Source organism: Thioalkalivibrio sp. ALMg3 (assembly GCF_000381225.1).
GTDB lineage: Bacteria > Pseudomonadota > Gammaproteobacteria > Ectothiorhodospirales > Ectothiorhodospiraceae > Thioalkalivibrio > Thioalkalivibrio versutus.
In genome coordinates, this window is record NZ_KB906223.1 from 158447 (window position 1) to 171048 (window position 12602).

The following is a 12602-nucleotide window of genomic DNA, read 5'->3' on the forward strand; positions in this document are numbered from 1 at the left end:
TTGACGCCCGAGGGCGCCCCTGCTTTTTTGGAAGGAACCCGATCCCAGGGCGCGCCTTGCGGCCGCCCCACTCTGCCGGATTGAACTCCGGGAGGTTTTGATGTCCCAGGCCCAGCCGTTGTACGAGGCACGCATCCCGATCCATCCGCGGTCGGTCAAGGGGCGTTTCCGCAATCTGAAGACCGGCATCCTGTTGCTCGCCTACGGTGTGTTTTTCGGCCTGCCCTGGATTCGTTGGGAGCGCGAATACGGCCCCAATCAGGCGGTCTTGTTCGACATCCCGGGCCGGCAGTTTCACATCTTCGATCTGGTCGTCTACCCGCAGGACATCTTCTGGCTGGCCGGTTTCCTGCTTGTGGCCGCCTTGCTGCTGTTTTTCGTCACGGGCGTCGCCGGACGGGTGTTCTGTGGCTATTTCTGCTTCCAGACTCTGTGGACCGACGTCTTCATGTGGCTGGAGCGCAAGATCCAGGGTGAACGGCCCGCCCGCCTGCGCCTGGCCAAGCAGCCCTGGACTGGCGAAAAGCTGTTCAAGTATGGGTTGACCCACCTGTCCTGGCTGCTCGTGGCCTTTGCCACCGGCCTCGGTTTCATCCTGTACTGGGGGAATGCCCCCTCGATCGTGAGCGACTTCTTTACCGGTCAGGCGGTCTACGCGGCCTACCTGACTGCGGGCATCCTGACGGCCACGACCTACACCTTTGCCGGATTGGCGCGCGAACAGGTCTGCACCTTCATGTGCCCCTACGCCCGGTTCCAGAGCGTGATGTTCGACCGCGACACCATGATCGTGTCGTATGAAGAGGCGCGCGGGGAAGGTACCGCCGGGCGCTCCAAGGTCAAGGCCGGTCTGAAGACCCGCGAGGAACGCCAGGCCGCCGGGGTGGGTGACTGCATCGACTGCGGCTACTGCGTGCAGGTGTGCCCGACGGGCATCGATATCCGCGACGGGCTGCAGTTCCAGTGCATCCACTGCGCACTTTGTATCGATGCCTGCGACACCATCATGGACAAGCAGGGCTGGCCCCGCGGCCTGATCACCTATACCTCCGAGCGCGAGCAGGAGGGCGGGAAGACCCATGTCCTGCGGGGCAAGACCCTTGGCTACGGGGCCGCCGTGCTGATCGTGGTCGTGGCGCTGGTCGGCAGTATTCTCGGGCGCCCGCCGGTGGACGCCAACGTCAACCAGGTGCGCCAGCCGCTCTACGTCCAGATGTCCGATGGTCGCACCCAGAACGGCTACGAGATCCGCCTGAACAACACCGCGGATCGGGAGCTGGACTTCGAGATCGGCCTGGCGGGGCTGGAGGGCGCCGAACTGGATCTGGGCCAGGTGGAACGCATCCGTCTGGAGCCCGGTGAGCGGCTGACCGTCGTGGCGCGTGTGCGCCACGACGTGCCCGCCGGTACTCCCTCGCCGCAGCCTTTCCGCTTCGTGATCACCGACCGCGAGGGCCATATCGAACCGCTCGAGGTGACCTCGCAGTTCAGTCACCGCTAGCAAGCGTTGCCGTCAGCCACCGGCGAAGAAACAGTAACCGAGCTGCCGGAACTCGCGCGGCACACCGCAAGCGCCTAGCTTGCGTTCACGCAGGAAACGAAGAAAAGCATATGAGCAATCTCGTCATTACCCTCGGCATCGGCAGTGCGGCACTGGCCATCCTGTTCGCCCTGATCTACCGCTTCACGCGGTTCAAGGCCTACAGCACCTCGGCCGTGGTGGTCGCGCTCATGCTGTTCGTGTTTATCCCCTATTCGATCCTGACCTGGCAGGGGGCCGACGTCTTCGCCATTCATCTGGCACTCTACATCATCGTGCCTTACGGCCTGGGGATCGTGTTCACCCAGAAGGAGGCCGAGGTCGAAAGTGGTGGCAAGGCCAAGATTGGGCGCCTGCACTGGGCCCCGTTGGTGTTGGTGGGTTTCTTTACCATGGTCGCCTCGGTGCAGGCGGTCCTGATCACACTCGCCCATAACGGGATGCCGCAGCAGTTCATCGGCTCGATCCTGCCGGAGCCGGAGAACCGGGCCGAGCGCGTGACCTCCGCTTTCCCAGGCACTGTGGCCGGAATGGAGAGCCGCAAGCAAGCGCTCGCCGTGCACCGCGTCTCGGAGCTGCAGGAGCAGCGACAGAAGGGCTGGCAGGTGCGTCAGGGCTGGGTTGACCGACCCACCGAGGGCGAGACCGCTACCCTGCAGGTCGAGGTGCGCGATGCGGACGGCGAGCCGATCGACGATGCCAGCATCCGCGGCCTCTTCATGTGGCTGGCCGACGAACGGCGCGACCAGGGTTTCGAGATGCAGGCGATGGGCGAGGGCATGTATCAGGTCGAAGTGGCGCTGCCGGCACCGGGGCGCTGGGATCTGCGCTTCCAGGTCCAGCACGATGGGCAGCTTCTGGAGCAACAGGCACGCACGCGCGTGCGTAGCGCCCAGCCCGGTTAGCCCACCGCGCTCCCGCCGTGGCGCTCGCGTCCGACTCGCAGGGCCCGGCAACGCCCGAGGCCGAGGCCCGTTGTTTCCACTGCGGCCTGGAGGTACCGGTAGGCGCCTGCTACCCGGTGACGTTCGAGGGCCGCGAGGAACCCACCTGCTGCCCCGGCTGCCAGGCCGTGGCCAGCGCGATCATCGAGCGTGGCCTGGGGGCCTATTACCATCACCGTGATGCCCCCCCGGCGGACACCGGCAGCCCCCTGATCCCCGACGAGCTCCGCGAGCTCGAACTGTTCGATCACCCCGGCGTCCAGCAACAGTTCGTCGCGCCCGCCGGCGCAGAGGGCGACCGCCGTGAGGCCGCCCTGATGCTCGAGGGCATTACCTGTGCGGCCTGCGTATGGTTGAACGAGCGTCATGTCCAGGCCCTTCCGGGCGTGGAGAGCTTTCGCGTGAATTACTCCACCCATCGCGCGCAGGCCGTCTGGGACCCCGAGCGGATTGCCCTGTCGGATATCCTCAAGGCGATCCGCGACATCGGGTACCACGCCCATCCCTACGACCCCGGAACCCGCGAGCAGGCGATCGCCCGCGAACGGGGCCTCGCCTTGCGCCGGATCGCCGTTGCCGCCCTGGGGATGATGCAGGTGATGATGCTGGCCGTGGCGCTCTGGCTGGGCGCCGAGGACACCGAGCACGAAGACCTGCTCCAGTTCATGCGCTGGGTGGCGGCGGCGCTGACCACGCCGGTCGTCCTGTATTCCGCGATCCCGTTCTATCAAAGCGCCTGGCGCGACCTGCGCCATCGCCAGCTGGGGATGGACGTGCCCGTGAGTCTGGCGATCATCGTGACCTACCTGGCCAGCCTGTACGCGGTCATCCTCGGGACCGGCGAGCACGTCTATTTCGAATCGGTCGTGATGTTTGTCTTCTTCCTGCTCACCAGCCGCTATCTGGAGCTGATCGCGCGCCAGCACGCCAGCCATGCCATTGACCGCCTGGATCGCCTGGTTCCCGCCATCGCCAATCGTCTGGATGCAGCCGGGCGCGTCGAGGCGGTCCCGGTCGGCGAGCTGGTGCCGGGGGATCGGGTACGTGTTCGCCCGGGCGAGACCATGCCCACGGACGGCGTGGTGTGCGAAGGCGAGTCGACGGTCAATCGTGCCCTGTTGACCGGCGAGCCCGAGCCGCACGCGGTGCGCATCGGGGATCCCGTGACCGGCGGGACCGTGAACGTCGATGGCCCACTCGCCATCGAGGTCCAGCGCGTCGGTGCCGAGACGACCCTGGCGGCGATCCAGCGGCTGCTCGATCGCGCCCAGACCGAGAAGCCGCGGATGGCCCGGATCGCCGAGGCCGGTACCGGCTGGTTTGTGGGTGCCGTCCTGGTCCTGACGGCGCTGGCGGGTCTGGTCTGGTATGCGTGGATCGATCCGACGCGGGCCCTCTGGGTCATGGTCGCCATGCTGGTCGCCACCTGCCCCTGTGCCCTGGCGCTCGCGACGCCGGTCGCGCTGACAGCCACCACCGGCGCGTTGTCGCGCCTCGGTCTGCTGGTTACGCGCGGCAGTGCCCTGGAGACCTTGCCGCGCGTCGATATGGTCTGTCTCGACAAGACCGGAACCCTGACCGTCGGCATGCCGCGTCTGGTGGCACAATCCGAGCTGCAGCCCGCGCCCGAGGGGGCTGACTGGCTGAACTGGGCCGCCGCGCTCGAGGCCCATTCCGAGCACCCCCTGGCACGCGCCCTGGTCGCTCCGGCCAAGTCCTCATCGGTGGTCGCTAGCGAGGTTCGCAACCTCCCCGGGCGTGGCCTGGTTGGCCACATAGAGGGCCACCGTGTGGCCATTGGTGGATCGTCGATGTTGCCGCAGCGCGGTACGCCCAGCCCGGAGCCACCCCTGGGCTATCCGCTGGCCACCCCGGTCTGGCTAGTGGTCGACGACCAACCGGTCGCCCTGTTCTGGCTGGCCGACACTCCGCGTCCCGGGGCGCGGAAGGTGATCGCCGATCTGCAGCGGCGTGGGTTGCGGGTGGTCTTGCTGACCGGGGACCGCCCGCAGGCCGCGCAGGCCTTCGCGGCGGAAATGGGCATCGCCGAAGCCGAGGGTGGCCTGACCCCGGAGGGGAAGCTCGCCTATGTGCACGCTCGCCAGGCAGAGGGCCGGGTGGTCCTGATGGCCGGCGAGGGCATCAACGATGCCCCGGTGCTGGCCGGGGCCGACGTATCGCTGGCGATGGGTGGCGGCACCCAGCTGGCGCAGAATCAGGCCGACCTGGTCCTGCTCTCGGATCGCCTGGAACACCTGCCGCAGGCGCTGGACCAGGCGCGCCACACGCGGCGCGTGATCCGGCAGAACATCGCCTGGGCAATCGGCTACAACCTGGTGGCCCTCCCGGTGGCCGCGGCGGGGCTGCTGACTCCCTGGCTGGCAGCGCTGGGCATGTCGCTCAGCTCGTTGCTGGTGGTTGGCAATGCGCTGCGCCTGCGTCCGGGGCGCGACGTGATGGACACAGGCGCCGAGTCGTCGGTGCCGTCCGGAGAGGCCGTGCGCGATCCGGCGTCACGGCCACCCCCGGTTTAAGCCGTTCGCGCGCCTGGGTACACTGGAAGCATGTCAATCCTCTACCTGTTGATCCCGCTGGCCATGCTGTTCGCCCTGGTGGTGGGCGTGGTGCTGTTCTGGGCCATCCGCTCGGGGCAGTACGACGATCTTCAGGGCCCGGCGCATCGCATCCTGATGGACGATGATGACCCGCGTATCCCGACCGGATCCGGCGAGGAGGCCCCTCCCGACGCGACCGGTGGGGGTCGGAAAAAGTCCCAGCGCTGACCTCGGTCGAACTTGCACCGCGCTGCGGACCCGCTTACCCTTTGCTTATTCTGGTTGAAATTTCCCGAGGACTTCGAGATGCGCGAGTGGTTTACTTTCCCCAACTTTCCGCTGACGTTCACGGTCGGCCTGATCATCTGGTCCTGGATTAGCTTCTTCTCGGTGATCCTGTTCGGCTGATCGGGCATGGAACCGTGCCGGGTGCCGGGCTTGGTCCCGCTGCACCCGGCAACAAAAAGGCCCCGGCTGATGCCGGGGCCTTTTTCGTTCGGGGCCCTGGTTTCGCGAGGGTGCGAAAGCGTCAGTCGTCGAAGGCGGCCCGGATGCGCTTGATCGCGCTGTTCTCGATCTGGCGGATGCGCTCGGCCGAAACGCCGTACTCCGCGGCCAGCTCGTGCAGTGTCGCCTTCTGGTCGGCCATGTAGCGGCGCATCAGGATGGTGCGCGAACGCTCGTCCAGTTCGCCCAGGGTCTCGCTAAGGCGTTCCTGATAATGACGGTCCCAGTCCTCGTCCTCGGTCACATTGGCGGGGTCGTCGCTCAGGTCCTCCAGGCTCAGGCGTTCCGACGGGGCCTGATAGCCGTATTCATCGTCGGCTTCGGGGCCCGGGTCGAAACTCGCATCCTGGCTCGAGAGGCGGCGTTCCATCTCCCAGACGTCCTTTTCGGAGACGCCCAGATCCTGCGCCACGGCGGAGACCTCGGCATTGGACAGCCAGCCGAGACGCTGCTTGGCACTGCGCAGGTTGAAGAACAGCTTGCGCTGGGCCTTGGTGGTCGCGACCTTCACGATGCGCCAGTTGCGCAGGATGAACTCGTGGATCTCGGCGCGAATCCAGTGCACGGCAAAGGACACCAGGCGCACGCCCTGATTCGGGTCGAAACGGCGGACGGCCTTCATCAGGCCCACGTTGCCTTCCTGGATCAGATCCCCCAGAGGCAGGCCGTACCCCTTGTAGCCGCGCGCAACGTGGATCACGAACCGCAGGTTGTGCAGGATCAGCTGGCGTGCCGCATCCAGGTCCTGGCGCTCGTGCAGCGCCACGGCCAGTTCACGCTCGTGCTCGGCGTCCAGCACCTCGATGCGGCCAACGGCCTGCATGTAGTGATCGAGGTTGCCCACCGGTACGGGCATGTCGATGCGTGGAGTGGTCAGGGCCTGGTTCATGCGTGGTGTTTCCTCCCGATTCATGACTCTACATTAGCAGTCTGTGAATAAGAGTGCTAAACCCTGCAAAGGTTCCGGACGTTTCGTCCGGGACGCGTCTCCCTAAGGGGCATCCCGCAGGGCATGGCCGCTGCCCAGCCGGGCGCCCAGCCAGCCGAGGAGGAGTCCGGCCAGGAGCAGGGCCAGGAGATGGGTGGCCCCAGGCAGGGACAGCCCGAATTCGAGATCGAACGCGGCCGCGGCCTGTTCCAGTGGCGCCCGGCTCAGGCCGATCCCGATGAGCAGCAGGATGCCGGCGAAAACGCCGCCACCCAGGCCGGTCATCACGCCACCGTAGAGGGAGGGTCGACGCAGGAACCGGTGGGTAGCCCCGCTGATCCGCGAGATGGCGATCTCTTCCCGGCGTTCGCGCAGCTCCGAGGCGGTCGCCAGGGCCAGGATCAGCAACGCCCCCAGCCCCAGCAGGGCGCCCACCACCGACAGGATGCGCAGCCCCAACTGGTGCAGGCTGTTCAACTGCCGCACCCAGTCGTCGTCGCTGACCACCGTTGCACCCGGCACGGTGGCCGCAAGCGCCTCGCGTAGCGCCGCAACCGTCTCGGGATCCGCGGTCGCGGGGACCACATCCACCACGTCCGGCAGCGGGTTTTCGTCCAGCCAGTCCAGCAGGCCGGGGTCGGCCAGGCCCTCGCGATAGCGGGCCAGGGCCTCGTCGGCATCGATCCAGATCCAGCGTTCCACCCGGGCATCGGTCTCCAGGTGGCGTTCCAGATCCGCGACCGTGGCCGCCTCCACGCCGTCGAGGTAGAGGGCGATGCGTGGGTCATGGTCCACGTGGGCGGACAGGGCGCGGGCGTTGTCCAGCAGGACCCAGAGATAGGCCGGCAGGGCGAGGATGAAGCCCAGCACGGCAATGCTGATCAGGCTCAGAACCGGGGCCTGCAGGCGGCGCTGCAGGCTGCGCCGGGCGGCATCCCGATGGGCCTCCAGCCAGGCCGGCACGGTGTCCTGCAGGCGACGGCCCGGCTTCATGCCGGGGCCCCCGCGGCCGCACGGGCCTCGATGCGTCCGTCTTCCAGGTGCAGGACCGGCTTGCCCATGCGCTCGACCAGGCCGAGGTCATGGCTGGCGATCAGGGCGGTCATGCCGACCCGGTTGAAGTCGTCGAACAGTTGCAGGATCTCGCGCGACAACGCCGGATCGAGGTTGCCGGTGGGCTCGTCTGCCAGCAGCAGGACCGGCCGGTGGACGATGGCCCGGGCAATGCCCACGCGTTGTTGTTCGCCCGCCGACAGGGTGCGCGGGTTGACCCCCTCCTTGTGCAGCAGCCCGACCTTGTCGAGCGCTGCGCGCACGCGTTTGCGCATCTCCGGGCGGCGGTAGGCGAGGATCTCCAGCGGCAGGGCGACGTTGTCGAACACCGGGCGGTCGAACAGCAGGCGATGATCCTGGAACACCAGCCCGATACTGCGGCGAAACCCCGGAATCGCGCGGTTGGAGAGGCGGTCGAGGTCGTGGCCGTTGACCCGGATGCGCCCGCGAGTCGGGCGCTCAAGCCCGGCGATCAGGCGCAGCAGGGTGCTCTTGCCGGCGCCGGAGGGCCCGGTGATGAAGGCCATCGCACCCGGGTCCACGCGCAGGCTGACGTTGCTGAGCGCCTCGGACGCGCTGCCGAATCGCTTGGTGACGCGTTGCAGACGAATCATCCGGTGTGCTCGTCAGTCGCTATCGCGGCCGAGCAGGGCGCGCACAAAGGCGCGGGCATCGAAGACCTGTAGATCCTCGGCCTTTTCCCCGACCCCGATGAAGCGCACCGGAATGCCCAGCTGTTCGGCCAGCGCGAACAGCACGCCGCCCTTGGCCGTGCCGTCCAGCTTGGTCACGACGATTCCGGTCAGGCCCAGGGCCTCGTGAAACTGACGGGCCTGGTTCAGGGCGTTCTGGCCGGTGCCGCCGTCGACCACCAGCAGGACCTCGTCCGGGGCGTGTTCGTCCAGCCGGCCCATTACGCGCTTCACCTTGCGGACCTCGTCCATCAGGTTGGTCTGCGTGTGCAGGCGCCCGGCGGTGTCGGCAATCATCACGTCGATGCCGCGCGCCTGCGCGGCCTGCAGGCCGTCGTAGACCACCGAGGCGGAATCTGCCCCGGTGCCCTGGGCGATCACCGGAGCGCCATTGCGCTCGCCCCAGGTCTGCAATTGTTCCACCGCCGCGGCGCGGAAGGTGTCGCCGGCCGCCAGCAGCACCGAGCGATCGTCCGCCTGCAGGTGATGGGCCAGCTTGCCGATGGTGGTGGTCTTGCCGGCGCCGTTGATACCGACGACGAGGATGGAGAAGGGGCGTTCGGCCTCCGGGATCTCCAGGGGGCGCGAGACCGGCTCGAGGATCTCGATCATGGCCGCCTCCAGGGCGTCCATCAGGGCCTCGGCATCATCCAGTTGTCCGCGTTTCACCTCGCGGGTGATACGATCCATGATCCGCTGGGTCGCATCCAGGCCCACGTCCGCGAGGAGCAGGCGTTCTTCCAGCTCCTCGAACAGTTCGTCGTCGATCTTGCGCCGGAGCAGCGCCCCCAGGTCGCCGCCCAGGACCTGCCCGGTCTTGGCCAGGCCCTTGCGCAGGCGCTGGAACCAGCCGCCGCGGGCGGGCTTCTCCGGCTCGCTGCCAGGTGCCTCCGCGTCGGGGGTGGCCGGGTCTTCGGACTTCTTTTTGCGGAAACCGAACATGCTCGATGTGGTCAAGTAGAGAGTTCGCCAATGCTAGCACGAGGATTCATGAATCATGCGCGGTAAAAACCTGGTCACAGTGCTCGTTACGGCGTTTGTCTTTGCCTGGCCCGTCGGGGTCCTGGCCGCGACGCCCGAGATCGAATCGAAGGTGGTCGAGACTACGCTGGACAACGGCCTGACGGTCCTCGTGCTGGAGGACCGGCGTGCCCCGGTGGTGGCCAACATGGTCTGGTACCGGGTCGGCTCTGCCGACGAGCACAGCGGCGTAACCGGCATCTCGCACATGCTGGAGCACATGATGTTTCGCGGGACCGAGCAGTATGAGCCCGGCGAGTTCTCGCGCATCGTTTCGCGTCTGGGCGGGCGCGAGAATGCCTTTACCGGCCGTGACTACACGGGTTACTTCCAGATCATCGGGCGTGATCACTGGGAGACCATGATGGCGATGGAGGCGGAGCGCATGCAGCACCTGAAGCTGCAGGAAGACGAGTTCCGTCCGGAATTGAATGTTGTAAAGGAAGAGCGCCGTCTGCGCGTGGAGGACCAGCCCAACTCTCTGGTACGCGAGCAGCTGATGGCCACGGCTTTCCTCAATCATCCGTATGGCAATCCGGTGATCGGCTGGATGAGCGATATCGAGGCCTACACCCTGGAAGACAATCAGGCGTGGTATGACCGCTATTACCACCCGAACAACGCGGTGGTCGTGGTGGTCGGCGATGTCGATGCCGAGCGGGTCATCGAGGCGGCCCGGGAGCATTTTGGGGACATCCCGGCGGGTGATCTCCCGGAGACGAAGCCGCGCGCCGAGACGCCGCAAAAGGGCGAGCGCCGCATCACCGTCGAGGCCCCCGCAGAGCTGCCCTACCTGCTGATGGGCTGGAAGGCGCCGGTTCTGAATACCGTGGACGACCCGGTGGATGTCTACGCACTGATGGTGGCGGCCGGGATCCTGGATTCCGGTGAGGCCTCGCGCTTTGCCCGCGAGATCGTACGGGGCGAAGAACTGGCCGGCGCGACCTCGGCCCGCTACAGCCCGTTCAGCCGGCTGGATGACCTGTTCATGATTGCGGCGGTGCCCACGGCGGCCACGGATGTGGAGACGCTTGAGGCGGCCCTGCTGGAGCAGGTGGAGCGGCTGAAGGACGAGCCGGTCAGCGACAGCGAACTGGAACGGGTGCAAGCGCGGGTGATCGCCTCCGAGGTGTATCAGCGTGACTCGGTGCGCTCCCAGGCCTTCCAGCTGGGCATGCTGCAGATCATCGGCGTCGGCTGGCAGGAAGGCGATCGCTTCGTCGAGCGCGTGCGTGCGGTGACTGCCGAGGATGTGCAGCGCGTGGTGCGCGAGTACCTGGTGCCGGAACGACGCACGGTCGGCATTCTCGATCCGCAGCCCCTGGATGGTGACGACCCGCCCGATCCGGGTGCGGTAGAACCCTATGGCGATACCGCGGGGGGTATGTAATGACGGGAGGCAACATGATGCGAACGGGATTCCTGGTAGCCATGGTCGGGCTGCTGGCGCTGGCGCTGCCGGCCCAGGCGGTCGAGATCGAGGAGTGGGAGACCGACGAGGGGCTGCGCGTGCTGTACGTGGCGGCGCCGGATTTGCCGATGGTCGACCTGCGCTTGACCTTCGACGGCGGGGCCTCGCGCGACGGCGACCAGAATGGCCTGGCCTCGTTGACCAGCAGCGCCCTGCAGCATGGCACGGCGGAGATGGATGCGGACGCGCTGGCCGAGGGTTTCGAGTCGGTGGGCGCGCAGTTCAGCACCACCGCACTGCGCGACATGGCCATCGTCAGTCTGCGTAGCCTGACCGAGCCGGACTGGATGGATGCGGCGCTGGAGACTATGTCCGCAGTCCTGGCCGAGCCCGCCTTCCCGGAGGCCGATTTCGATCGAGCCCGGCGCCAGGCCCTGCAGGGGCTGCAGCGCGAGCGCCAGGATCCCGGGAGCGTTGCCACCCGGCGTTTCTACGCGTTGATGTATGGCGATCACCCCTACGCCAACTGGCCGGGCGGCGAGCGCGAGACCCTGGAGGCGTTGCAGCCCGCGGATGCCCGAGCGTTCTACGAGCGCCACTACACCACGGCCAACGGCGCCCTGGCGATCACGGGTGGGTTGAGCCGCAGTGAGGCCGAGGCTGCGGCGGCACGCATCTCCGCCGCCCTGCCGCAGGGGCCTGCGGTGGAACCGCTGCCCGCGGTGGAACCGCGCGAGGACCCGGTCGAGGAGCGTATCGACTTCCCTTCCGAGCAGGCCCATATCCACATGGGGGCCCCGACCCTGCGCCGCGGCGAGGATGACCACTATGCCCTGACCCTGGCCAACCATGCCTTCGGCGGGGGCGGCTTTATCTCGCGCCTGTTCCTGGAGATTCGCAGCGCGCGCGGGCTGGCCTATTCGGTCAGCAGCCGCTTTCAGCCCATGGCGGTCGAGGGTCCCTTCCGTATCGGGATGCAGACCGGGGTCGATCAGGCGGACGAGGCGGTGACCGCGCTGCGCGAGGAACTCGAGCGCTGGCATGCCGAGGGTATCGATGCCGACGAGCTGGAGGCCTCGCGCGAGAACGTGGTCAACAGCTTCCCGCTGTCGTTGGCCTCGAACAGCGACATCGTCGGTCTGCTCGGGATGATCGCCTTCTATGATCTGCCGCTGGATTATCTGGAGCGCTACATCGAACGCATGGAGGCGGTCGAGCTGGATCACCTGAACGCGCGGTTGCGCGAGCGCATCAACCCGGAAGCGATGGTCACGGTGATCGTGGGTGGCCAGGAGTAGGCGCGCCCCCGCCGGACGCCCCGCGCGCATCCGCATCATCGGCGGGGCCTGGCGCCGCCGCTGGTTGCCGGTGCTCGGGGTCGGCGGGTTGCGCCCGACCGCGGACGCCCTGCGCGAGACCCTGTTCAACTGGCTGCAGCCGCGACTCCCGGGCGCGCGCGTGCTCGACCTGTTCGCCGGCACCGGGGCGTTGGGGCTGGAGGCGGCCTCGCGCGGGGCGGACTCGGTACTGCTGGTCGAGCGCGATGCCCGTGCCGCGGCCCAGCTTCAGGCCAACTGCGAGACCCTGGGGGCCGAGCAGGTGAGCGTGCGCCGGGATGATGCCCTGCGCCTGCTGGCCGGGGAACCGCCCGACGGGTTGCCCTTCGATCTGGTGCTGGTGGATCCGCCATTCGGCCAGGGCCGGGTGGCGCCGGTGCTGGAGGCCCTTCGCGCGCACGACTGGCTGCACGCGGACAGCCGGATCTACGTGGAAATCGAGTCCGAGGCGGACCTCGATTTCCTCGCTGCGGGTGGCTGGGAGATCGAGCGCGAGCGTCAGGGCGGGCAGGCCCGTGCCCTGTTGCTGGCCCGTGCTCCAGTCGCCGAGGCGGCGTAATATGGCCTCGGATATGGCGCAGGATATGACGCCGGGTGCGAAGCCCTTCACGTTTT

General features: G+C 67.5%; 11 protein-coding genes. 7 read left to right on the top strand and 4 right to left on the bottom strand.

Features of this window, described 5'->3' with window-relative positions; all coding sequences use genetic code 11:
* The first annotated feature begins 100 nt into the window (after positions 1–100).
* From ccoG to ccoS, 4 genes are all read left to right on the top strand, one after another.
* Complete coding sequence (ccoG, locus tag F622_RS0107205) at positions 101–1501, top strand: cytochrome c oxidase accessory protein CcoG (RefSeq protein ID WP_018937417.1); 1401 nt, start codon at positions 101–103, stop codon at positions 1499–1501.
* Between the two features lie 110 nt (positions 1502–1611).
* Complete coding sequence (locus F622_RS0107210; protein WP_018168910.1) at positions 1612–2445, top strand: FixH family protein; 834 nt, start codon at positions 1612–1614, stop codon at positions 2443–2445.
* A 17-nt stretch (positions 2446–2462) separates the two neighbouring features.
* Entirely contained in the window at positions 2463–5018 is a 2556-nt protein-coding gene (locus tag F622_RS0107215) for a heavy metal translocating P-type ATPase (RefSeq protein WP_019567464.1), read from the top strand.
* A gap of 30 nt (positions 5019–5048) precedes the next feature.
* Positions 5049–5267 (top strand): cbb3-type cytochrome oxidase assembly protein CcoS, encoded by a 219-nt coding sequence (gene ccoS / locus F622_RS0107220; RefSeq protein WP_018937415.1) that lies wholly within the window; start codon positions 5049–5051, stop codon positions 5265–5267.
* 301 nt (positions 5268–5568) lie between these two features.
* Here ccoS and rpoH read toward each other — a convergent pair whose 3' ends face one another.
* The 4 genes from rpoH to ftsY form a co-directional block, all read right to left on the bottom strand.
* Positions 5569–6435 (bottom strand): RNA polymerase sigma factor RpoH, encoded by an 867-nt coding sequence (gene rpoH, locus F622_RS0107230; protein ID WP_018145092.1) that lies wholly within the window; start codon positions 6433–6435, stop codon positions 5569–5571.
* A gap of 102 nt (positions 6436–6537) precedes the next feature.
* Positions 6538–7467, bottom strand: coding sequence for an ABC transporter permease (locus F622_RS0107235; RefSeq protein ID WP_019563093.1), 930 nt, complete (start codon positions 7465–7467; stop codon positions 6538–6540).
* Positions 7464–8141 carry a cell division ATP-binding protein FtsE gene (ftsE, locus tag F622_RS0107240; RefSeq protein WP_018145094.1) on the bottom strand — a complete coding sequence of 226 codons (678 nt, stop codon included), beginning with the start codon at positions 8139–8141 and terminating at the stop codon, positions 7464–7466. The genes F622_RS0107235 and ftsE overlap by 4 nt, the downstream gene beginning before the upstream one ends.
* Positions 8142–8153: 12 nt before the next feature.
* Positions 8154–9161, bottom strand: a complete 1008-nt coding sequence (ftsY, locus tag F622_RS0107245) for a signal recognition particle-docking protein FtsY (protein WP_019571586.1) — start codon at positions 9159–9161, stop codon at positions 8154–8156.
* Between the two features lie 55 nt (positions 9162–9216).
* Here ftsY and F622_RS0107250 point away from each other — a divergent pair, with 55 nt between their 5' ends.
* Genes F622_RS0107250 through rsmD form a run of 3 tightly spaced genes read left to right on the top strand, consistent with a single transcriptional unit; the run spans position 9217 to position 12546 of the window.
* The gene (locus tag F622_RS0107250; RefSeq protein ID WP_018937412.1) at positions 9217–10629 is read left to right on the top strand and encodes a pitrilysin family protein; all 1413 of its coding nucleotides are present in this window, start codon (positions 9217–9219) and stop codon (positions 10627–10629) included.
* Positions 10630–10643: 14 nt separating this feature from the next.
* Positions 10644–11948, top strand: coding sequence for a pitrilysin family protein (locus tag F622_RS0107255; protein WP_019571587.1), 1305 nt, complete (start codon positions 10644–10646; stop codon positions 11946–11948).
* Positions 11935–12546 carry a 16S rRNA (guanine(966)-N(2))-methyltransferase RsmD gene (rsmD, locus tag F622_RS0107260; protein WP_019571588.1) on the top strand — a complete coding sequence of 204 codons (612 nt, stop codon included), beginning with the start codon at positions 11935–11937 and terminating at the stop codon, positions 12544–12546. The genes F622_RS0107255 and rsmD overlap by 14 nt, the downstream gene beginning before the upstream one ends.
* Positions 12547–12602: the final 56 nt, after the last annotated feature.